General features: G+C 46.4%; 14 protein-coding genes. 8 read left to right on the top strand and 6 right to left on the bottom strand.

The annotated features are described in order from the left end of the window. The first annotated feature begins 16 nt into the window (after positions 1-16). From J5A55_RS09085 to J5A55_RS09075, 3 genes are read left to right on the top strand one after another with little or no spacing between them, the layout of a single operon-like run. Positions 17-2,485, top strand: coding sequence for an FtsK/SpoIIIE family DNA translocase (locus J5A55_RS09085; RefSeq protein ID WP_004383988.1), 2,469 nt, complete (start codon positions 17-19; stop codon positions 2,483-2,485). 58 nt (positions 2,486-2,543) lie between these two features. After that, positions 2,544-3,155: an outer membrane lipoprotein periplasmic chaperone LolA1 gene (gene lolA1, locus J5A55_RS09080; protein WP_004383987.1), complete on the top strand. Its 612-nt coding sequence runs from the start codon at positions 2,544-2,546 to the stop codon at positions 3,153-3,155. A gap of 59 nt (positions 3,156-3,214) precedes the next feature. Then, entirely contained in the window at positions 3,215-4,717 is a 1,503-nt protein-coding gene (locus J5A55_RS09075; protein WP_004383986.1) for a DUF5687 family protein, read from the top strand. 585 nt (positions 4,718-5,302) lie between these two features. Here the strand turns inward: J5A55_RS09075 and J5A55_RS09070 are convergent. The 4 genes from J5A55_RS09070 to J5A55_RS09055 all read right to left on the bottom strand — a co-directional run bounded on the left by J5A55_RS09070 (position 5,303) and on the right by J5A55_RS09055 (position 12,214). Beyond that, positions 5,303-6,913, bottom strand: a complete 1,611-nt coding sequence (locus J5A55_RS09070; RefSeq protein ID WP_039851485.1) for a beta-N-acetylhexosaminidase — start codon at positions 6,911-6,913, stop codon at positions 5,303-5,305. A gap of 101 nt (positions 6,914-7,014) precedes the next feature. Then, a complete protein-coding gene (locus J5A55_RS09065) occupies positions 7,015-8,316 on the bottom strand; it encodes an alpha-L-fucosidase (protein WP_004383982.1) in 1,302 nt (433 codons plus the stop codon). 126 nt (positions 8,317-8,442) lie between these two features. Further along, positions 8,443-10,476 (bottom strand): zinc-dependent metalloprotease family protein, encoded by a 2,034-nt coding sequence (locus J5A55_RS09060; RefSeq protein ID WP_004383981.1) that lies wholly within the window; start codon positions 10,474-10,476, stop codon positions 8,443-8,445. 52 nt (positions 10,477-10,528) lie between these two features. Beyond that, entirely contained in the window at positions 10,529-12,214 is a 1,686-nt protein-coding gene (locus tag J5A55_RS09055; RefSeq protein ID WP_004383980.1) for a beta-N-acetylhexosaminidase, read from the bottom strand. Between the two features lie 174 nt (positions 12,215-12,388). Between J5A55_RS09055 and J5A55_RS09050 the strand changes: the two genes are divergently transcribed. From J5A55_RS09050 to J5A55_RS09030, 5 genes are all read left to right on the top strand, one after another. Then, positions 12,389-13,822, top strand: coding sequence for a DKNYY domain-containing protein (locus J5A55_RS09050; RefSeq protein WP_249118612.1), 1,434 nt, complete (start codon positions 12,389-12,391; stop codon positions 13,820-13,822). 501 nt (positions 13,823-14,323) lie between these two features. Further along, positions 14,324-15,934 (top strand): CTP synthase, encoded by a 1,611-nt coding sequence (gene pyrG, locus J5A55_RS09045; RefSeq protein ID WP_004383974.1) that lies wholly within the window; start codon positions 14,324-14,326, stop codon positions 15,932-15,934. Further along, complete coding sequence (yidC, locus tag J5A55_RS09040; RefSeq protein ID WP_004383972.1) at positions 15,935-17,860, top strand: membrane protein insertase YidC; 1,926 nt, start codon at positions 15,935-15,937, stop codon at positions 17,858-17,860. It abuts the gene before it with no gap. A 2-nt stretch (positions 17,861-17,862) separates the two neighbouring features. Beyond that, positions 17,863-20,025, top strand: coding sequence for a dipeptidyl-peptidase Dpp5 (gene dpp5 / locus J5A55_RS09035; RefSeq protein WP_004383971.1), 2,163 nt, complete (start codon positions 17,863-17,865; stop codon positions 20,023-20,025). A 72-nt stretch (positions 20,026-20,097) separates the two neighbouring features. Next, positions 20,098-21,522 carry an MFS transporter gene (locus tag J5A55_RS09030; protein WP_004383969.1) on the top strand — a complete coding sequence of 475 codons (1,425 nt, stop codon included), beginning with the start codon at positions 20,098-20,100 and terminating at the stop codon, positions 21,520-21,522. A gap of 490 nt (positions 21,523-22,012) precedes the next feature. Here the strand turns inward: J5A55_RS09030 and J5A55_RS09025 are convergent, their stop codons facing one another. Both J5A55_RS09025 and J5A55_RS09020 read right to left on the bottom strand, forming a co-directional pair. Beyond that, positions 22,013-23,050, bottom strand: coding sequence for a glycosyltransferase family 2 protein (locus J5A55_RS09025; protein ID WP_050755902.1), 1,038 nt, complete (start codon positions 23,048-23,050; stop codon positions 22,013-22,015). A gap of 4 nt (positions 23,051-23,054) precedes the next feature. Then, a complete protein-coding gene (locus tag J5A55_RS09020; protein ID WP_004383965.1) occupies positions 23,055-24,542 on the bottom strand; it encodes an oligosaccharide flippase family protein in 1,488 nt (495 codons plus the stop codon). Positions 24,543-24,587 lie beyond the last annotated feature (45 nt).

Genomic DNA, 24,587 nt, shown 5'->3' with positions numbered 1-24,587 from the left:
AACATTGATAAGATAAATGGCAAAGAAGAAATCCGAACGCAAGAGCAAGACGTTCACTGAGGCACTGGGACTCGATAATATCATCAATGACAAGACGGGGTTTGTGGTCGGACTCATACTTTTGTGCGTTGCTATATTCATCTGCATTGCTTTCTTCAGTTACTTTTCTACGGGACAGGCAGACCAGAGTTTGGTTGTAGATATGCGTCCCGGAGAGGTTCAGAATAGTGCTCGTGAGTTCCAAAACTACTGCGGTTCTATCGGAGCATTGCTTTCTTACTGTCTTATCTCACGTTGTTTCGGTATTCCGGCATTCCTTATTCCCGCCTTCATAGCACTTTGTGGCGTTCGAATGATGGGTGCTTACAAGAAGATAAGTTTGTTGAAATGGTTTCTTGGAATGGCTCTTATGATGGTATGGGGCTCTGTTACGTTTGCGAAGTTCCTAACTCCTTTGATGGGAGATCAAGTCTTTAATCCCGGAGGAGACCATGGTGCGTTCTGCGTGCAATATATGGAGAACCTTATAGGAGCACCCGGTTTGGTGTCATTATTAGTGATAGTTATGATCGCATACCTTACCTATTTGACCGCAGAAACTATCACCATCGTACGCAAACTACTGAATCCTGTGGGCTACATACGTAATAAGGTGAAGTTCACGGTGGTGCATGATCATTTCCACGGAGGTACTGACAATGAGCAAGAAGATGATGAGGTCATGCCGAATGAGGCGTTGGATGATGAGGAGGAAACGATCGATCCAACTCTTGCAGAGCCTATCGACTTATCAACCACAGCCTCTGGTGTGGAGCGACTCCCCGATTCGTTCCCTGACATAAAAGCCCCTTCTGCAAAGAAGAATACCGATAAGCAGGATGACAAACCGGGCTTTGATGTGGAAGACACACATAAGACCGAGGAGGCAAAAGGGAACACTGTTGCCAATGAAGAATTACTCTTAACGCCGATAAACCCACGTGAGCCGTTCACGAATTGGAAGTTCCCTACACTCGACCTGTTGAAGCAGTACGACTCAGATAACAAGACTAACTATGTGAGCCATGATGAGTTAGAAGCCAACAAAGACCGCATTATAAAGGTTCTAAGCGACTTCGGCGTACAGATCCGAAGCATACGTGCAACGGTAGGACCCACTATCACGCTCTATGAAATTACTCCCGCACAGGGCATACGCATATCTAAAATAAAGAACTTAGAGGATGATATCGCCCTAAGTCTTGCTGCCATCGGTATAAGAATCATAGCTCCTATGCCGGGAAAGGGCACCATTGGCATTGAAGTTCCTAATGCGAAACCTAATATAGTATCGATGTTCTCCATCCTAAACTCTAAGAAGTTCCAAGAGTCGAAGATGGAGTTACCAATCGCATTAGGCAAGACGATCACCAATGATGTGTACATGGTCGACCTCGCGAAGATACCTCATCTACTCGTAGCGGGCGCCACTGGACAAGGAAAATCCGTTGGTTTGAATGCTATCATCACTTCGCTCTTATACAAGAAACACCCGAATGAATTGAAGATAGTGCTTGTTGACCCTAAAAAAGTTGAGTTCAGCGTGTACTCCCCAATAGCTAAACCATTCATGGCAGCCGTTGAGGAGAACGAAGAAGAGCCTATTATCACTGACGTGCAGAAGGTTGTTAAGACGCTGAAAGGACTTTGTGTGCTCATGGATGAGCGTTACGACAAACTCAAGGCAGCCCGTGTTCGTAACATAAAGGAGTACAATCAGAAGTATCTGAACCATCACCTCAATCCCGAGGAAGGGCATGAATACATGCCATACATCGTTGTTATCATTGATGAGTTCGGTGACTTGATCCTCACGGCAGGTAAGGAAGTGGAGATGCCAATCACTCGTATCGCCCAATTAGCACGTGCCGTTGGTATCCACATGATTATTGCTACACAGCGACCAACGACCTCTATCATCACAGGTAACATCAAGGCGAACTTCCCAGGACGCATTGCTTTCCGCGTTGGAGCGATGATGGACTCTCGAATTATCCTCGATCGACCGGGTGCGCAACAGCTTGTTGGACGTGGAGATATGCTTTATCTCAACGGAGCCGACCCTGTTCGTGTGCAGTGCGCATTTGTAGATACACCCGAAGTAGAGAGTATCTCGAAGTTTATCGCTAATCAGCTGGGGCCTGTGGCACCATTGGAAATACCAGAGCCATTGTCTGATGACGAGGCAGCTGGCGGTGGTTCGCTCGATACCCACAGCCTCGATCCGCTCTTCGAAGAGGCTGCTCGCGCCATTGTTGTCAATCAACAAGGATCAACGAGTATGATTCAACGCCGCTTCTCTATCGGTTACAACCGTGCCGGAAGACTGATGGATCAGATGGAGAAAGCCGGTATCGTGGGGGCTGCGAAAGGCTCTAAACCACGTGAGGTACTGATCAGTGACGAGGTAAGCCTTGATAATCTCATGGCAACACTACGTGGGTAACACTCACCGAAGAACAACTTTAAGAAGAAAGAAACACGTCGATTAAAACAATACGACAATGAAACAAATTAAGTATCTACTATTATTTGCAGCCATCCTGATGGCTAACAGCACCTTTGCACAGAGTGCGGCAAAGGCTAAGGAATGCCTCGATAAGGCAACTGCGATCGTCTCTAACCAGAGCGGAATCACGGCTCGTTTCACACTGTCAAGCCCCAGCACGGGTCGCACCAGCGGTTCTATCTCTGTCAAAGGGGCTAAGTTTGTTGCCACAACACCGCAAGCTACGATTTGGTTTAACGGCAAGACGCAATGGACTTACATGAAGTCTACGAACGAGGTAAACGTTTCTAACCCTACAGAGAGTCAACGAGTAGCCATGAACCCATACGCTTTGATGACCATGTACCGCCAAGGTTACAACCTCTCAATGACGTCTCAAGGTGGCTCATACGTCGTTCACATGAAGACTACTAACGCTAAACGCAGTGTGTCAGAGGCTTTTGTAACCGTTAGCAAGGGCTATCAGTTGCAGGGAATAAAGATGAAGCAAGGAGGGAAATGGACTACTATTAAGGTTAGTTCTATCCAACGCAAGAGTCTGTCAGACGGCATTTTTAACTTCAATAAGAAGCACTGCCCGAGTGCAGAAGTTGTCGATTTAAGGTAGTATATCACCTCTCTTCAAGTCTTATTCATCGATAAATAAGAATATAGGAAGAGCCGAAGATGACTTATTGGGAGACCCTTCTAACCATTCACCAACACTTCTCTCTCGCTGTAAAACGTATTAAACAAAGGAGAGCCAACCGCATAGCAAGGTATATCTACTATGTGGTGAGGCTCTTTGCCTATGGTTATATTGCGTGGGGCGGATGGCAACTTGCGACCATGGCAACGCAGGATGGTTATGGTGGCTATCGTCTTATCTTCGTTCTCCTACCTCTCTTTCTCATCGTAGATTACCTCTTTCGATGTGCTACCACACGTCAGGAGTTTCTCCGATTACGCCCTTATCTACTCTTACCCCTACCTCGTTATGCTTGTGCCGACTATCTCATCTTTCGTCAAATAGCACAACCAAGCAACCTATTCTTACTCCTTATCGCCGTTCCCTTTGGTCTCCACACGTTGACACCCGCTTTCGGAACGATGGAGATAGTAGGGTATATCATTGGTTTCTACGTACTTAGTCTCATCAACGGACAGTTTTATCAACTCTCGCAAACGCTCATTTCGCACCATATCGCCTATTGGCTCCTGCCCATAGTGGTTTATCCTCTCCTCTTTATCCCCATCTTCTTCGTCCCATCCATCGATGCCCTCTTCGAATGGGCAGCCCTCTTTGCACAATTAGTAATGCGGGGGAACATCGCTTTTTATCTACCAGCTCTCCTCTTACTCACCCTTCTCTTTGCCCTAAACAGGCGTATTGTCCTGCGTCATATCTATTATGAAGCATATACAATAACGGCTCAGAAGAAGACAAAACGCCGTGTTCTATCGCTCAACTTCTTGGAACATTTCGAAGAGTTAAGCGAATACTTGAAATTGGAAGTGCGTTTCATCCAGCGTAACAAACGTATGCGTCGAGCCTTCATCGGCAACACCTGCTTTATAATCTTCTATTTGTTCTTGACGTCCTACAGCTCGGATGCGAGTTCCGCAACGTCCGATTCCATCCTCCTCTATTGTTTCTCTACCTACGGCATAGCCTTTCTTACCCCCTTGATGTGCTATGATGGCAACTATTTCGAGTGCCTCATCATGCTACCGAATAGCTTATATCAACTCTTGTTAGCCAAGTATTATTTCTATTCTGCGCTCCTCCTCATCCCCGTTCTGTGCTCTGTTCCGGCAGTGATTGTGGGTAGTGTGAGTGCATGGACAGTCCTTGCTTTCCTCCTTTATACCGTTGGATTCACCTATAGGATACTCTTTCAAATGGCTATATATAATAAGGTGTCATTCCCAATGAATGCCTCGCACTCTGCCAGCCGTTCGAACACGAAGATTCCTTACATGCAATACCTCATGCCATTCATAGTGCTCGGTCTGCCCGTACCTATCATCATCTTAGGAAGAAACCTCAATCTTGAGCATCTCTCCAACCTCCTCCTTGCCCTCATCGGATTACCCTTTATCCTCACACACCGCCACTGGCTCCGACAGATCAACCGCCGAATGGAGGAACAGCAGTACGACCAGATCGCTGGCTTCCGAGGCTGTTAGACAGAAGAACTAAGGGACTGGTAGAATGGAGAGGAAGCCTCACCCCCGCACACTACCAGCCTCACCCCCAACCCCTCTCCGAATGGAGAGGGGAGTAGATAGTATTATTTACAAACAAAGAGGGCGTTTCTTCGATATGAAGGAAGCCTCCCTTCGATGCAACGGAACGCCCTCTTCAAAGCGAAGAAGGCGTCTCTTTATTTAAAGAACATGCCAACCTGTAGGGACAGACGCCCTCGTCTGTCCGCCAGAACACAACCTGCGAAAGCCTCCCCAAGCCCCTCCAAAGGAGGGGATGTTGCCTAACGGGATGATACATAGGGGTAAATGGGCGGACAGACGAGGGCGTCTGTCCCTACTTTGTGGTGCTCTATTGCACAGAACAAATAACTTGTTTACTCGTTAACCCGTCAACTTGTCAACTCGAACTAATCATAATTTTGAATTAAGAACTTTGAATTTTGAATTAAAGAAAAGCCTCCCTTAACTCGCTCCCGTTAGGCACTCCTCCCCTTGGGGGAAGCTGGGTGGGATTATGGGGGAGGTTAGGAGAGGTTATGGGAAAGGCTGGACGGCTCTTTCCTATTACTTTGCTGGGGTGAAGATGTCCTGACATGCCTTCCAATCGTAGTGCTTGTAAAGCATGTTCAACTTCGCTTCGCGCTCCTTAAAAGAGGTGTAGTTCTTCTTCGTGTTATCGGTCCATCCCGTCTCTGCCAAGGCTGCCACACGTGGTAAGAGTTGGTAGAAAGCGAGGTCACGACCCATTATATACTCTGTCCAAAGGTTAGCTTGTACACCCTTAACATGCGCCTTTAACGCTGGTGTTGCATCATCAGGAACGGGGTTATAGCTATATGTCTTCTCTGTCGGGAGGTACCCTCCTATGAGCGTGAGCCTATTGTCCTTCGTCTGGTAGTAATCGATGTAGTAGTACGTAGTAGGCGACATGATGACATCCAAACCACGCTTAGCAGCTTCGAAACCTCCGTCTGTTCCACGCCAACTCATCACTGTTGTGCCCTTGTCGACATCGCCTTCGAGGATCTCATCCCAGCCTATTATCGAGCGTCCCTTAGCGGCTAAATGCTTCGCAACTTGGCTCATGAAGTAGCATTGTAATTGTGCTTCTGCGGTAAAGCCGTTCGATCCCTTCAAGCCGAGTCGTTTAATCTCCGCTTGGCAACGGGGGCATTGTTTCCATCTGTCGCGAGGCGACTCATCACCTCCGATATGGATGTATTTCGATGGAAAGATGTCCGTTATCTCATCGAGAACATTATAGATAAACTCGTAAGTCTTCGGATTCCCGGCACAGAGGATATCGGCAAACACGCCCCAAGACTCAGCCACTTTGTAAGGTCCACCAGTACATCCGAGCTCTGGATAAGCAGCCAGTGCGCCCAGCATGTGACCGGGCATATCGATCTCAGGAATCACTGTTATGTGGCGGTCGGAGGCGTACTTTACTATCTCACGCATATCTTCCTTCGTATAAAAACCACCGTAAGGAATACCATCATAAAGCCCTGTGTTGCGCCCAATTACCGTCTGCGCACGCTTTGAACCGACCTCAGTTAACTTCGGATAGCGGTCTATCTGCACTCGCCACCCTTGGTCTTCTGTGAGGTGCCAGTGGAACGTGTTGAGGTTATGAAGTGCTAACATGTCGATGAACTCCTTAATGAATTCCACCTTAAAATAGTGTCTCGCACAATCGAGCATCGTACCACGATAACCGAAACGAGGCTGATCCACGATTTGAGCAGTAGGGAAACTGACGTTCTGTGCCTGCTCTACTGGCAACGACTTACGCAATGTTTGTATGCCATAGAACACTCCTGCGGCTGTCTTCCCTTCGATAGTTATGTTCTTAGTTTTTACTGTTATGACATATCCTTCGGCGTTTTCAATCTTGTCATTGAGCTTTAATAGGATAACAGAACCTTTCTTGCTGGTGCCTTCGGGACTAATGCCTGTGGTCTCACGAATATATTGTTTCAGGAATTGAACATTGCGTTGCATCGCCTCATCGGTGCTTAGTGAGAGCACAGAAGTTGTACCATCAAGGACGAAGGCATCGCCTTTCTGCATTGTAATTGATTGTGGTAAAGGTACTACCTGATAGTTTGCATCCGTGGCATGTAGGGCTATTGACGCCATCATAAGAGCCACGGAAAGTAGGATCTTTCTCATTTTCTTCGTTGTTTCTAAATGTTTTGTATTGATAAATAAATTGTTTTCTTCGTTAGAAATAGAACTTGGTAAGATCATTGCTCATAGTCCCGTGAGATTGTCTAAAGTGTGAGTTCGAGAACATAGTCAATCTCCTTAGGAGCCTCACCCATGTTAACTGTAATACCATCACCCGTCTTTGTGAATCGAACAGGCTTACCCGTGGCAAAGACTTTAGCACTCTTTACCTTGCGATTGCCCATTGGGAGGAACAGACTGGAGTCTATGCAATCAAGGATGTGGACGTACAGCTTGTTGCCACGCTGCGTACTTACGCCCCAGTCGTGAGGCGCAATAATACCGCCACGAGTGCCGTAGATGGTCTCACCATATTGTTTCAACCATTCGCCCATAGCCTTTAGTCTATTCAAGGCAAGGTCTGGCAAGGCTCCACCAGGCTCTGGACCGATGTTGAGCAAGAGGTTTGCATTCTTACCGGCAGCCCTCACGAGCATCTGAATCAACTCCTTCGGCGATTTGTAAAGGGTATCGGTAATGTTGTAACCCCAGTGATCGTTGATTGTTTGACACGACTCCAACGGTAACCGACTGATGTCTTGTCCTGACAAACCAGCCTTGTTCTCGCCCGGTAAGTCACGCTCGAATATCTGGATGTCTTCGCCTTCGTTAGGCGTTTGATGGTGGTTATTGGCTACGAGGCATTGCGGTTGTAGCTTGTGAATGAGGGCATATTGCTCTGGTAACTGCCAATCGAAAGGCTTTGAATCGCTATCATGATCCCACCAACCATCAAACCATATCGCACCGACGGGACCATAGTTTGTGAGCAACTCGGTTAGTTGTGTGTTCATGAAATGATAGTAACTTGCCCAGTTTGCTTTGCTCTTGTCACGCCCAGTACCAAGTCCTGTGCGCCCTTGTGGATAGTCCTCCCTCCCCCAATCGAGGTGTGAGTAATAGAGGTGGAGCTTGATCCCTTGCCGCTGACAAGCCGCTGCCAGTTCCTTAATAATATCCCTTTTGAAGGGCGTTCCATCGACAGTGTTATAGGTACTTGTCGCTGTCTTGAAGAGCGAGAAACCATCGTGATGACGGGTGGTAATGGTAATGTACTTCGCACCAGCATCCTTGATAGCCTTCACCCAAGCGTCTGCATCGAACTCAGAAGGGTAGAAGGTCTTAGCCAACTTAGGGTATTCTCGATAGCTGATGTCCTTGTTTTGCATCACCCACTCGCCCACTCCCATCATCGAGTAGAGCCCCCAATGCAGGAAGACACCGAACTTCTCATCTTGAAATTGTTGACGTGCTTGAATGTTTTCAGGCGTGGGATGATAGGCTTCTTGTGCCCAACTCGTGTGCGCAAGGAGCATAATTGCTACTGAAAGTAAAGTCTTTTTCATTCTAATAGGTAATTGTTTAGGTTGTTTGCAAAGATAGTTAAAAACTTTGATAAGTATGCACTCAAAGGGAAGAAGATATGTCCTTTATACAGGTTAAACCTCTTTTCGATTGCAGGAAACCCACCTTTAGTGGATTACCTGCACCTTTCTTGGCTCTTCCTCGCCCACCTTTATTATATAGACACCTGATGGTAAGTTGTCGAAGTAGAGCTTCTCTCCCTTGCTCATCATACTCTTAACCAGCATACCTGCCGTGTTATAAATACCAACAAGAGTACCAGTCTTCGTGCCCGTGAGCGTTATCTGTCCTTTATATGTAGTGATGTTAATGGCATCTGAAGCCTTGGTTGTGGAGATACCATCGGGTGTGTTGCCCGCAGTATCAGTCTTTCTACGTTCGATAAAAAGCTGTATACCACTTGTCTTCCCGCCTCGTTTCACTGTCCATGTGCGTGTGGTGAGGTTGTCGTCAGTAGTTTCCGTATAAGTGACAGGTACCATCTGTCCCTGTACTGATGCTGTGATATTTGGTTTCGGAGGCATTTCATCGTTTTTGCCAATGGTGATATAGGTCTCTTCAGGAACTCCACTGAACTCTACCTCAGCCTTCGTAACCTCAATACCACCGTCTTTTTTCGAGTTATTCGATATGTCGTAATAACGGATATCATCACCGATTGTTTCTATACGGAGTAGTCCCTCACTGGCAAAATATATGTCTATTCGCTCTCCGGTCTCGGGTACTACATAAGTATAAGTAGGCACTCTCTTCATCAATCGTTGTGGGATAAAGACGTCACAAGCGCCATCGTTGTCCGTTGAAGGGAGTAAGACGTGGCGGAAGGTATGCCCCATATCATCCGACATCAGCACTCGCACCTTACTTCCTGATCGAAAGAATGACTTGTCAACTGTCCATGTCAAATGCAGGAGATCACCCTTCTCATAATGGTTATCAATGGTTGTTGTAAGTTTAAAAGGCGTAGCTTTTACGACCTTGATGTTCGCTATGTAACTATCATAAAGGGGTGCTTGATGTTTCTTCATAGCCTCCTCTACAGGGAGAGCATCACTCACACTGAACCAGAAACGATAGTCTCCTACAGGGATACTATTCGAATTGGTCACCTCCGCACCAGTGCCATTATACCTCACACCAAAGTCTATTACATTGCTTTGTTGTGGTGCATAAACAGGGAAGTGAGCGGGCTGCTGCGGTGTACATCCATATTGATTAAAGGTGTAATTAAGCGTTTTTTGCTCTTGATCCGTTGCATAAATAGGAATAGAGAAGAACGTTCCTTCTGGTACAACATAAGTGTCCTTCATGCGTTCGCGATCGATGTGTGGCGCTGTATTAGTCGTATTTGGGAATCGTTCCACCAATCGGTAATCAGCCTTCGGAGTCTCATGAAGAATCCTCTTGAGGCACTCCAACGAGACAAAGTCCTGCTCCGATGATGATCCATAACTAATGATTGACTGTCCAGAACCAGGTTCCGTGCCATATCCGAGCATCCCTTGACTCCGTGTGAAGGGGTGGTTTGAACCCAGTAAATGCCCCAGTTCGTGGGCGATGGTAGGCATGGATTGATTGATGACAATGCCCGAAGCCTTCCAAGTATCATTCACTATCGCACCGACAGAAGCAAGTCCTTGCATGCCACCACTATCCGAATAGTCGAGAACAATACCTATATCGTAGTTGTCAATACCGATAGCTGCATTGATGAGAGGGGTTCCATCTTGATAAGTATAGTCCCGATGGTAAGTCTTTTCAACTAATCGTTCGTCCTTAATAACCTTGAATTGCAGTCCAAAGTCACGTACATAGATACTATTTAGATAGGTCTCCAATTCTGTCCAAAAGGCTTTGATCTTATTGTAATCGCGGTTGAATTTATCGGAGTTATACTCTTTTGCACTCATAAAGACAGCCAGTCTCATTACACGATAGACACCATCGGTTACCTTTGTGTTGTCCTCATCGTTTCCTCTTGTGCGTACTTTCTGTTGCAGGGGATCAATTCCCAATACCCCACACTTCATTTCTTTTGTTCCTAACGGGTGGTTTACAACCTGTGCATGGAGCTTCGATAGCGATGCTGGAAATACTGTTAATACACTTACGAGAGTGATAGTTGGTAAGATTCGACTCATGTTGTAATGTCTTAAATAGTTGATTATTAGAAATAAATAGAACTCTGTTTGATTACTGCAAAGGCTTGACAGGTATCTTATCGACATACTTTTTCAATAGATCTCGTCGACAGAAATTGAAACCAGCAAGGCTTAGGTAGGCTGCATCCTTCGATATTCTTTCACGGAAACTATCGTAGTTTTTGAGCTTTTCGGGCGTCCATCCTGCTTCAGCAACAGCCAAGAGACGTGGCAAAGCGAGGTATTCTAAGTAGGAAACAGTCTTTACATGCTCTGTCCAAAACGTCGCTTGCACACCTTGATAATAGGTTTGTAAGGATGCTGGTAAGCCTTCGGGAACAGGTTTGACACAATAGGTTACACGCAAGCTATCCGCTCCCTTGCCTGCTGCGTTAGGCTCATCTGCTGCCGTACTCTGCCTCCTGTTGATATAATAAGGACCGAAGAAAGTAACGATGTTATCGAGCTTCTGCCCCGCTGCCATGCGTGCCGACTGTGCTGCGGGATACCAACAATAGACCTTCACGTTCGCTTCCTTGATCAGCTCTAACTCTGCTCCTTCAGCCGTAATAGCCTCGTTCCACACCGCTGTCGTGCGTCCTCTCGAATGGAGATAATCCGCCATCTGCTTGATAAAACGGCTCTGTAACTGTCGGTAGTTATGGAGTCCTTCTGTCTTATAGAGGCTTTGGCACTCCTCATTCTGCCGCCACGCATCATCTGGACACTCGTCCCCTCCAATGTGAACAATGCGTCCGGGGAAGAGATCGCACACCTCTTTTAATATGTCACGAGCGAAGTTCACGGCTGCAGGATTAGCCACATTCAACACGTCATGAGATACTCCCCACTCTGTCCAAACGCTGTGCTGCCCTGCAGGGGTGCAACTATACTCTGGGTAAGCGGCCATGGCTGCCATGAAGTGACCGGGCATGTCGATCTCAGGAATCACGTTGATATGTCGCTGATGAGCGTAAGCTACAACCTCCCGAATCTCCTCTTGCGTGTAAAAGAAGGGTCCGTAAGGTTCGTTACTACGCACTTCTCCCAACTTCACATCCGAGTATTTCGTGCCCGGGGCAGTAGCTCCAACGGTGGTTAAGCGCGGATACTTCTTTATCTCGATACGCCATCCTTGATCGTCAGTGAGGTGCCAATGAAAGTTATTCATCTTATAGTTCGCCATGAGATCAAGCAGTCTTTTAATCTCAGAGACGCCGAAGAAGTGGCGAGCCACATCTAACATGAAGCCACGATAAGCAAAACGTGGACTATCCGTAATGCTCATGCAAGGTAGAGTGGGGGCTGTCTTCTCCATCTTCTGACGGGCTGCGAAGGCTGGTGGCAGGAGCTTTTTAATAGTTTGGAAGGCATAGAAAAATCCTGCTGTGGTCGTTGCCTTAATTGTAATATCCTGCTGCGTGATATGGAGCTGATAACCTTCTACGCCCTCGGTTGTCGTGCGTATGAGATGGATAAAAGGGTTCTTAAGATTCTTCGAAACCTTGAGTTGGCGGTTAGTTACCTGCTGGTAATGGGCAGCAAAGTTCTTAGCTTCCGCCAAGATAGTATCTGGAAGTTGTCGACCACCTATCGAGAACGTGGCGGGCAAACGCAGTGTTCCACCCGTCGCAACGATTTCGCGCGGTTGAGGAATGAGTCCGATGGCTTGTTGCGCACGCATGGCACAACTGAAAGTAACGGCTATCAGTAAAAGAAAGAATCTATTCTTTTGCATGAGGAGATAGTTATATAATAAGGTATTGGTTATATTGGTCTACATAAAGATTAGGTTTTCATGTGCCATAAACACGCCCACAAAGATAGCAAATTATTTTGACTTGTTCACTTCTTCACCCCTTTTTTGTATCTTTGCAGCAAGTTAACTAAAATGTAAGGAATCGTTATGGGAATGATAGATAAATGTTGTTCGTGGATGAAGAGACGCATGGGAGGACAGGTAACAGTCGGTGAGATATTCTTTTCGATGTTACTCCTTTCACTCCTTCTTGCATGGCCTTTAGTTGCCTTGGGGACGCTCTTTTTATATGACAGAAGCAGTGTTCCGCTGGCTATTGATATATCCAGATGGGTGGTTACATTCGTTATCTGGCTTTATCCTGTATATATCATTCCCTTGCTCTTCATGGCTAAGAAGATGGCAAGGAAGCATGGGAAAGCATCGTTGTTTTATATCATCTCGGGCGCACCTATTATATTACTGGCACTCTGCACACTCTTAGCTGTGAGTCCATTAGCGCAGGAGTTGCCAAAAGGAGCAGACTTCTTCACTTATAAACGGATTGGAGATGACATCGACGGGAGCTACTCGAAGGATAAAAACCATGTGTATTATATGCTTCAAGAGGTTAAGGGGGCGGATGCCAAGACATTCCAGGTTATGACCAACGAAGGCGATTATGCCGTGGATAAAAACCATGTTTACTATCTTGGGGAGGTGCTGAAAGGGGCTGATCCAACGACCTTTAAGGTGGGAAAGAACGGCAAGGCTTACGACGGAAAGGACTATTTCATCTATGGAAAACCCTATCATGTCGCCGATTATAAGACGTTCCGCATGGGTAAAGGGAACTGGGATTTGGATTGTAAATACGCCTATTATGTGGGTGAGAATGTGCAGGAAGAGGATCCAAAGAGGCTTCGGATCAGCGATTGGAAGTCGTTTAAAGGCTTGAACGAACTATATGCCAAGGACAATAAACAGGTGTATTTTAAAGACAAAGTGGTGCAGGGTGCCGATGCCTCCACGTTCTTTATCTATAAAGACAATAGGCATGTGGGACAGGATAAGACCTGTGTTTATTACGATGGACAGCCTCGCGAATTGAAAGATTATCGGTTGTTAACGCCGTCAAACATCAATGATAACTATTATACTTATGGGCAATCAGTTTATAACTTTGAGCTTCTGAAGATGCCTTCAGGTACTGACTTAAAGCACTTGCAATCGCTTGATTACACCGATTGGAGTAAGGACTTGCACCACGTCTATTGGAAGAATAAGGTTGTTAAAGGGGCTAACCCAGCCACATTCAGCCCCTTGCCATCGTTGTTATTAACGATTGATTCGAGTGATGACATTAATAAAGATAACGATTACGGGAGGGATGCGACGCACATATACTATCGTGAGGTAATGCTCAAGGATGCCGATTACAACAGCTTCACCTGTGGGTGGGATGCACAGGAGCAGATGCCTTTCGCCTTCGATAAACACCGATATTATGAGGGACACCCAACGCCCCTTATCCGTAAGTATAGAGGCTCCACCAACACCCACAACCAGCCTCACCCCCAGCCCCTCTCCGAATGGAGAGGGGAGTAGATAGTATTATTTACAAACAAAGAGGGCGTTTCTTCGATGTGAAGAAACGCCCTCTTCATTGCAAGGAAACGCCCTCTTCGATTGGAGAAGGACATTTCTTTAATTAAAGATAATGTCAACCTGTAGGGACAGACGCCCTCGTCTGTCCGCCAAATCACAGCAAATAAAAGCCTCCCCAAGCCTCTTCAAAGGAGGGGATGTTGCCTAACGGGATGCCATGAAAGGGTAAATGAGCGGACAGACGAGGGCGTCTGTCCCTACTTTTGGCACTACATTCAATAGAACTAATAACTTGTTAACTCGTCAACCCGTCCACTCGTCAACTCTACCTAATCATAATTTTGAATTACAGCGAATAGCATGTACGATGATAAAACCCCCTCGCTTTGTCTAAAAAACATTATTATAAGCGGGCTAATTCATAGAAAAGTAGTATCTTTGCACATTAGTATGTAATTATAAAACATAGGTAGTTTAGACAATAATTAAACATTCATAATCGTGGCTGAAACAAAGTATATCTTCGTAACGGGCGGTGTCGTTTCCTCTTTAGGGAAAGGTATTATATCGTCATCTATCGGTAAGCTCCTGCAAGCAAGGGGTTACAACATCACCATCCAGAAGTTTGATCCGTACATAAACATTGACCCGGGAACGCTAAACCCATACGAGCATGGGGAGTGCTACGTAACTGTTGATGGTATGGAAACCGATCTCGACCTCGGTCACTATGAGCGTTTTACAGGCATACAGACCACTAAGGCAAACTCAATGACCACTGGTCGTATCTACAAGAGTGTCATTGATAAGGAGCGTCGGGGCGATTATCTCGGTAAGACGATACAGGTTGTTCCGCACATAACAGACGAGATTAAGCGGAATATCAAGCTCCTTGGCAAGAAGTATCACTATGACTTTGTGATTACAGAGATTGGTGGTACGATCGGAGATATTGAGTCGGCACCATTCTTGGAGGCTATTCGTCAGATGAAATGGGAACTCGGCAAGCGTGCTATCAACCTCCATTTGACATACGTGCCCTACCTCCGTGCAGCGGGCGAGTTGAAGACTAAGCCCACACAACATAGTGTGAAAGAGTTGCAGAGTGTGGGTATTCAGCCTGATATCCTCGTGCTTCGTACAGAGAAGCACCTCGATGATGACATTCGTAAGAAGGTAGCTGCTTTCTGTAACGTAGACATGGATTGCGTTGTTCAAAGCGAGGATCTGCCCAGCATTTATGATGTTCCTATCAACATGCAGAAGCAAGGTTTGGATGCAGCAATACTCCGTAAGTGTGGCGAGGAGGTTGGTCCTACACCGGGCTTAGGTCCTTGGAAGGAGTTTCTTGACCGTCAGCGCAAGGCGAAGAAAGAAGTATATATTGGTCTCGTGGGCAAATATGATCTGCAAGATGCATATAAGAGTATTCGTGAAGGACTGCTTCAAGCAGGTGTATATAACGATCACAAGACCGTTATAACATTCATTTCTTCAGAGGAGATAACCGAAGATAACGTTGCAGAAAAGCTAAAGGGACAGGACGGAATAGTGATTTGTCCGGGCTTTGGACAGCGTGGTATCGAAGGTAAGATCGTAGCTGCTCATTACACACGAACCCATGACATCCCGACGTTCGGAATCTGTCTTGGTATGCAGATGATGGTTATTGAGTTCGCACGTAACGTCCTCGGATATAAGGATGCGAACTCTCGTGAGATTGACGGAAAGACTCCGCACAACGTTATTGACATCATGGAGGAGCAGAAGAACATAACCAACATGGGTGGAACCATGCGTTTGGGAGCTTACGAGTGTGTGCTTCGTCAGGGTTCAAAGACATTTGATATTTATAAAAAAGAGCATATTCAGGAACGCCATCGTCACCGTTATGAATTTAACAACGACTATGAGAAAGAGTTTGAAAAGCATGGTATGCAGTGCGTCGGACACAATCCTGAGAGTGAGTTAGTCGAGATTGTAGAGGTATCGGGACTACGTTGGTACATCGGAACTCAGTTCCATCCGGAGTATCAATCGACTGTTCTTCACCCCCACCCATTGTTCCTCTCTTTCGTAAAAGCATCTATAGACAATCAGAAAAAACAATAAATGGATAAGAAAACTATTACTGGGTTTATCCTTATAGCCCTGGTACTTTTTGGTTTTGCATGGTGGCAACAACCATCTAAAGAGCAGCTTGAACAACAGCAAAAAGAGGCTCGTCTCGATTCGATAGCAGCGGCTAAGAAAGCTCAAAGTCAGCAACTGCAAGCAGCAAAACTGGCGCAGCAGAAGGCACAGGCTGCCACTGATACTACTGCTCTCTTTCACTCGGCACTGAATGGAAAGGCGCAAGATATCACACTAAAGAACGGTAAGGTGGAGTTGACCCTATCGACTAAGGGCGGTGTTGTTCGTAAGGCAGTTATCAAGAACTATGTAGGTCATGACATCGATGTAAAGGATGGTTCTAAGGATCAGAAAGACCTTACTTTATTCAGTGGGAACGATCAGAACCTTAACTTCATGCTGTCTGCTAAGACCTCAAACATCGAAACAAAGGATCTTTACTTTACACCTTCTAACGTCACCGATAGCACCGTTACGCTCACTGCTGATGCTGGACAGGGTAAGACCTTGACGCTGAACTATACCCTTGGAAAGGATTATCTCCTTCACATGTCATTGCAGGCTGAAGGCATGAGTGGTATGTTTGCACCTAATTATAACCAAATGGATATCAACTGGGAGGATAGGTGTAGACAGCAAGAACGTGGCTTTATGTTTGAGAATAGATATGCTACTCTGACTTACAAGAAGCACGATGGCAGTACAGACTACCTCAGTGAGACCTCCGAGAAAGAGGAGACTACAGAGGAGCCAATGGACTGGGTGGCTTTCAAGAATCAGTTCTTTTCAGCGGTGATGATCGCTAAAGACAACTTTGCAACAGGTGCACAGCTCAAGAGTACACCGCTTGAGAAAGGGACAAAATACCTCAAGCAATATGCAGCCAACATGAAGGCTGGATTCGATCCAACGGGTAAGAAGGCATCAGAATTTGAGTTCTACTTCGGTCCGAACGACTTCCGTCTATTGCAATCAGTCGAAAAGGAGAGTCGCTTCGGGAAAGACCTTGACATGCAGAGACTCGTCTATCTCGGGTGGCCACTGTTCCGTATTATCAACCGATGGTTCACTCTTTACGTCTTCGATTGGCTAAGTAAAGTGTTCCCAATGGGCGTTGTGCTCATCCTTATCACCTTATTATTAAAGCTCATCACATACCCAATGGTGAAGAAGAGTTATATGAGTTCGGCTAAGATGAGGGTGCTGAAACCAAAGCTCGATGAGGCTACTAAGCAGTTTAATAAGCCTGAAGATCAAATGCAGAAGCAGCAAGCTATGATGCAAAAATACGCCGAGTATGGTGTGAGTCCATTATCTGGTTGCTTGCCAATGCTTATCCAAATGCCTATTTGGATTGCGATGTTCAACTTTGTTCCAAACGCCATCCAATTGCGTGGGGAGAGCTTCCTTTGGATGAAGGATCTCAGTACTTACGACCCGATTCTATCGTGGAATAGCGACTTATGGCTTATCGGTGACCACCTCTCACTGACGTGTATTCTATTCTGCGGAGCCAATCTTCTCTACTCTTGGTTCACAATGCAACAACAGAAAGATCAGATGGTTGGACAGCAAGCAGACCAAATGAAAATGATGCAATACATGATGTTTGCGATGCCACTCTTCTTCTTCTTTATGTTCAATAACTACTCTTCTGGACTGAACTTCTACTATTTCGTCTCCCTCTTCTTCTCGGCTGCTATCATGTGGACATTGCGTAAGACGACCAATGACGAGAAGCTTTTAGCAATCCTCGAGGCGCATAGGAAGGAAGCAAAAAACAATCCGAAGAAGTCGAGCGGTCTCTTTGCTCGTATGCAGGCATTGCAAGAGATGCAGCAAAAACAGCAAGAGGAAATGCGTAAGAAACAGGACGATTTAAACAAACGAAAGAAAGGTCTATAACTATGAACAGGAACTTAACCGTTGCAATGACAGCTGCACTGATGATGACGGGGACTGCCACTCAAGCACAGGATGTCAATATCGGACGTAGCAACATCACGCTGAAAAGCGACCTTATGACGCCTGAAGCTCTTTGGGCTATGGGTAGAATCGGGTCGGCACAAGCCTCTCCTGATGGCAAGAAGATCGCTTACCAAGTAGGCTACTACAGCGTTAAAGAGAATCGAGGACATCAAGTGATTCGCATCATGGATGCCGATGGTAAGAATGACAAACTACTGACTACCTCTGCTAAAAGTGAGAGTGATGTAGTATGGTTGGACAACCGGACTCTTGCCTTCCTAACCGATGGTCAACTATGGACAATGTCGATTGATGGCAGTAATAGACATCAATTGACTCACTCTGACATAGCCATCGAAGGCTTCCGATTCTCACCTGACAAGAAGCGCGTGGTATTGGTCAAGAGCATTCCTTATCACGGCACTATCAAGGAAAATCCAGATGATCTTCCAAAGGCAACAGGTATGTTAATCACTGATATGAACTATCGCCATTGGGATCACTACGTAACTTCTAATGCTCACCCATTCGTTGCCAACGTCACTGCTAATGGCGTGGATGCAGGCAAGGACATACTTGAGGGCGAGCCGTATGAGAGTCCGATGGCGCCTTTCGGAGGGATAGAACAGATTGACTGGAGCACTGATTCAAAGTCAGTTGCCTATACTTGTCGTAAGAAGGAGGGCACTCAATATGCTATTTCTACCGATGCCGACATATATATATATAATGTGGAAACGGGTAAGACAACCAATCTCTGCAAGCCAGCCGACTATGTTGAACCTAAGATTGATGCGACAAAGAGCATGCGAGATCAGGCTGTCAACCATCAGTCAGGAGACTTTAATGTAGGCTATGATGTCAACCCTAAGTTCTCACCTGACGGCAAATACATTGCTTGGCAGAGCATGAAACGCAATGGATATGAGAGTGATCGCAATCGACTCTGCGTCTACGAACTGGCAACAGGACGCAAGACTTATGTTACAGAGAGCTTCGACTCGAATGTAGATGACTATACTTGGAGTGCTGACTCTAAGTCTTTATACTTCATCGGAGTATGGCATGCAACCGTTAATGTCTATCAGACCAACCTCAAGGGGGCTGTTCGTCAACTAACAAAGGGCGACCACAACTATGTAAGTATCGCTCTGTTAGGTAATAAACAGCTCTTAGGTATTAGACAGAGCATATCTCAACCGAATGAAATCTACGCTATCACGCCCTCAAAAGGCAATGCGGATAGCCAACAGACACAGCTTACTTTCGAGAATAAACACATCTTCGACCAACTCGCTTTAGGCGAGGTTAAAGATCGCTGGGTCGCTACTTCAGACGGAAAGAAGTTACAGGAATGGGTCATTACACCGCCTCACTTCGATCCTAACAAGCGTTATCCAACTCTCTTGTTCTGCGAGGGTGGACCTCAAAGTCCCGTCTCTCAGTTCTGGAGTTACCGCTGGAATCTACAGATCATGGCGGCTAATGGCTATGTAGTAATAGCCCCGAACCGTCGCGGACTACCGGGTTATGGCAGTGAATGGAACGAACAAGTGAGTACCGATTGGACGGGTCAGTGCATGCGTGATTACCTATCGTCTATTGACGACGCAGCGCAGAATTTGCCCTTTGTTGACAAGGATAACTTAGCCGCAGTAGGTGCTTCTTTCGGTGGATTCTCGGTTTACTACCTTGCAGGAATACACAACAAGCGATTCAAGTGTTTGATTGCTCACGATGGAGCATTCAATCTTGAGAGCATGTACACGGACACTGAAGAGGCTTGGTTCAGCAACTGGGAGTATGATGATGCGTATTGGAACAAGGACAAGAGTGCGTCTGCTCAACGCACATACGCCAACTCTCCACATCTAAACGTTGATAAATGGGACACCCCGATACTATGTATCCATGGTGAAAAAGACTATCGTATTAATGCCAACCAAGGCATGGGCGCATTTAATGCCGCTCGATTGCGTGGCATCCCAGCAGAGCTCTTGCTCTTCCCAGATGAGAATCACTGGGTGTTGAAACCACAAAATGGTATCCTCTGGCAGCGTACCTTCTTTAATTGGCTCGACCGCTGGTTGAAGAAGAAATAAGCATGAGGAGGACTGGTTCTAGGTATCCTAATTGTTTTTAAGATACCTAGAACTTCTAGGAAACTAGCACTCATGAGAAATACAAAAGATAATAATCAAGAAAAAACAAAACAATCAATTATAATGGTAGAAACAATTCAAAGAAAGCTCAGTGACAGTCCTAAAGCCCGTTGGACAGCCCTGATTATAGTTGCATTTACTATGATGATGGGGTACTTCCTCACTGATGTAATGTCGCCATTGGAGGCACTCTTGGAGACTCCAAAGGCTCAGGGCGGACTCGGTTGGACGTCAAGTAACTACGGATTCTTCGCTGGTAGTTATGGACTTATCAATGTCTTCCTACTCATGTTGTTCTTCGGTGGCATCATATTAGACAAGATGGGCATCCGATTCACAGGTGTTATGGCATGCTCGTTGATGGTCGCCGGTGTTGCAATTAAGTACTTCGGCGTTAGCACCGACTTTGGTGATAGCGTCTTCTCTATCAGTGCTTTCAACTTCAGCTTACCAATGTCTGCGGCCGTAGCATCGCTTGGTTACGCTATATTCGGTGTGGGTTGTGAGATCTGCGGAATCACAGTTTCAAAGGTAATCACTAAGTGGTTCACTGGTCACGAACTTGCTCTTGCGATGGGAATACAGGTAGCTTTGGCTCGTCTTGGTACTGCCGGTGCCATGATGGGTTCGTTACCTTTTGCCAAAGCGATGGGCGGTCACGTTAGTGCGCCAGTCCTTCTTGGTCTCGTTCTACTCATCATTGGTTTGCTTGCATTCATTGTTTACACCGTAATGGATAAGAAACTCGATGCGTCAACAGAGGCAGTTGAGGGACAGAATACGGCAGATAGCGAGGATGAAGGGTTCCACTTCTCCGACTTGAAGTTTATCTTCTCCAACCCAGGTTTCTGGTGTATTACAGCTCTATGTCTGCTCTTCTACAGTGGAGTATTCCCATTCCTAAAGTTTGCAACAAAGCTGATGATTGCCAATTATAACGTTTCCGACACCTTTGCTGGAGTGCTCCCAGGATTGATACCATTCGGTACCATCCTCCTCACCCCATTGTTCGGAACGCTTTACGACCGCATTGGTAAGGGTGCAACTCTTATGCTCATTGGTAGTACAATGCTCACCTGTGTACACTTCATCTTTATGATTCACATCCTCCCAGTGGGCTGGTTTGCAGTTGTAATCATGCTTGTTTTGGGTGTAGCATTCTCTTTGGTGCCATCTGCGATGTGGGCAAGTGTACCTAAGATCATCCCTATGAAGCTCCTCGGTTCAGCGTATGCAATCATCTTCTATATACAAAACATCGGGTTGAGTTTAGTTCCAATGGCAGTTGGATCATTCAATAAGAACGACCCAAGCTACTTCTCCATGGAAGCGTTCTTCACCTCTTGTGGCGTTGCAGCCATCGTTGTTTCGCTCGTTCTTATCGTCATTGATAAGAAGAAGAAGTATGGTCTTCAGGAGGCAAATATCAAGAAGTAAAGCTCCACCCAGCCCTCTAAAGGGAAAAGGAGGAGCCTCACCCCCCAGCCCCTCTCCCAATGGAACAACCCCTCCCAGCCTCCCCCAAGGGGAGAGAAGGAGTCTCACCCCCAACCCCTCTCCCAATGGAGAGGGGAGTAAATACTACTATTAGCAAACAAAGAGGGCGTTTCTTCGATGTGAAGAGACGCCCTTTTCATGGCAAGGAAACGCCCTCTTCAAAGCGAAGAGGGCGTCTCTTTAATTAAAGATAATGCCAACCTGTAGGGACAGACGCCCTCGTCTGTCCGCCAGAGCACAGCAAATAAAAAGCCTCCCTAAGTCTCTCCAAGGAGGGGGATGTTGCCTAACGGGATGCCAAAAGGGAGTGAAAAGGAGGACAGACGAGGGCGTCTGTCCCTACATTGTGGTGCTCTATTGCACAGAACAAACAACTCGTTTACTTGTCAACCCGTCTACTCGTCCACTCATACCAACCACACTTTAGAAGTTAAGCAAGACCTTTGGGGAGGACATCCCCTCCTTCGGAGGGGCTTGGGGAGGCTGGGAGGAGTTTCCAGATGCGCTCTCTCAACCAGAAATAAAGCTCTTCTTGCAGACGGAAGAGGAGCCAAGAACGGCGGAAAGGATGGTAGCCAAACTTGCGGAGAAGGCTGGGGCGGACAAGAGAAAGGTTGATTGTTGCCCACACATGATGCATGATGTCCAGTCCACGACGGCGGTCGGATGGGGAGAGCGAACGGCGATGACGATAGTAAAAGAAGTAGAGTCCCACGAGATTCAACCATCGTTCGGTCTCGTAAAGAGCAAGGATTTCATCGGAAACATGCAAGTCGAGCAGCTGACGATGCATACTCTCATTGGCAAGGAGATAATCGAAACGGCGCACACTCACCGCATGCGTGACCGAAGCAGCTTGTTGTCTGTAATAATAGATACCCTCACAAAGAGCTATGCGACGCGATTTGTAATAATGTATTCGAGTAGTGTTATCATCGCTATATGCCCTTTGCGACTCGTCGTATGGGTATGCTTTGTGTATCTCACGATGCACAACATAGCACCCATGTATAGCCCATGTGAGACTCTTTCGGAACCCTTCTTCACCTGTCATCGTGGTGAATTGGGGCATAGGATAATCCTCTGTATGCCCGTCTGGATAGGTATAAACGAGGTGAAAGAGAACCGAATCAACCTCCTTTTCGTCGAATGCTTTAACCACAGAAGACAGTGCATCCAAAGACAACCAGTCATCACTATCCACAAAAGCGATATACTCGCCCGTTGCACGTGATAGTCCAACGTTGCGTGCGTGAGCCTGTCCTTTATTTTCATCAAGACTTATGACCTGCACACGTGGGTCTTTCGTGGCATATTGTCGCAGTATTTTTAAGGAAGAATCAGTCGACGCATCATCCACACAAATCACCTCAATGTCATGCAACGATTGGTTAAGAAGCGAGTTAAGGCAGGCTGGCAGATAGTCAGCTGTGTTATAAACCGCAACGAGAACACTTACTTTTGGTATCATTTCAAGCCTTTTTTCTGAGTTTATGGGTTAATATTGTCCATAGGTCGGTCTTACTCCTTAACACCCGAACGGACGCTATCGCACTCACGAGGCAAAGCCCACTTGCCACGCACCAACGCCATTGCCACAGTTCAGAACGTACGCAGAAGAAGGTGAGAAGACCCAATGTAAACTGGAAAGCAGCGAGTTTCACGACATCAGCCGACAGTCGGTAATGATAGTTGCGAGCCATATAAACATAGACAATGAGCAGGTGGAGCGTGCCAGCAAGGGCTATTCCGATACCCGCACCAGTGATTCCCCACTTGTTGAAACACGTGAGGAGCAATGCTACTAACAATAGATCGTAAGCCGATTCGAGGATGAGATAGGCACGAGAAGCGCCTTTTGCCAAACTAATATACTCCATCGGCAAGCGCACGGCACGCACATACATAGCCAAGACGAGCACTTGTGCCATGCCAAGCGCAGGCAGGAATCGCCCTGAATAGAGCACTTCAAGGAGCTGCGGAAGCAACAGAAGGAAGAGAGCAAGCAGTGGGGAAACGAGCAAAAGGGTTACTTCAATCTGGCGATTGACGGTCTGACGGAAAGTAAACGACAGCTGATTGACCCCCGAGAGACGTGGGAAATAATCGGTTTCCATGGCAGAGAAGATCATTCCAGCATATACCATTGTCATCATATAAGCGGCATTATAGAAGCCGACAGTCGCTGTATTGGCTACGTTGTTGAGGTAACTTCGGATGATGAAGTCGGCTCCTGAACCCAATACACCAGCCAGTACGAACGCCACACCGAGCCGAATCATTCCTAAGCCAGCACCCAAATCGGAACGTGAAAAGGATAGTTTGAACGGATAGAGACGCCAAGAAGCACTGAGGGTGAGCACCACTTGCACCAAAGCAGCAAGCAGTAAAGAGGGGACGATGGCACGCTCTCCGAAGAAGTAATATAATGGGATGGTGAGCAGGGAAGTGCCAAGAACGTTATAAACGGATAGTTCTGCCAGCTGTCGGAGGCGTCGGACGGCTTTCAAAATAGCCATTTCTCCATTTGTGATAGCCGTCAATGCGATGATAGGAGAGAGTAGAATGAAATCGAAGGTATAACCATTCCACGAAAAGGAATAGTGACTCAACAACGGACTCAAGGCTATGCAGACCACCATTCCGAGCACAGCTGTAAGCAAACTCCACGACCGCACGATGCGAATATCAGCCTGTAAACGTTCGTCCTCACCATTGTCATAATCGCTGGAGAGGTTTCGCACGGCACTTATCGCTATGCCGAAGTTGGTGGAATCACTAACTAATCGTATCGAAGAGTTGAATAATGAGATGAGACCAACACCTTGCGGACCTAACAACAAAGCCACGATTTTGTTGCGGATAATGCCTATCAGCACATTAAGTCCTTGTACACCACCAAACAAGCTGATATACTTCAAGACATGGAGATAACCATCGGTATTAGTGCTTTTTTTCATCTTCTATATGAACGGAAACCATTCTTTTTTATTATATTTGCACCA

This window comes from Prevotella veroralis, from assembly GCF_018127765.1.
GTDB lineage: Bacteria > Bacteroidota > Bacteroidia > Bacteroidales > Bacteroidaceae > Prevotella > Prevotella veroralis.
Note: the sequence above shows the minus strand (reverse complement) of the source record. Positions and strands in the feature narration are given on the sequence as shown.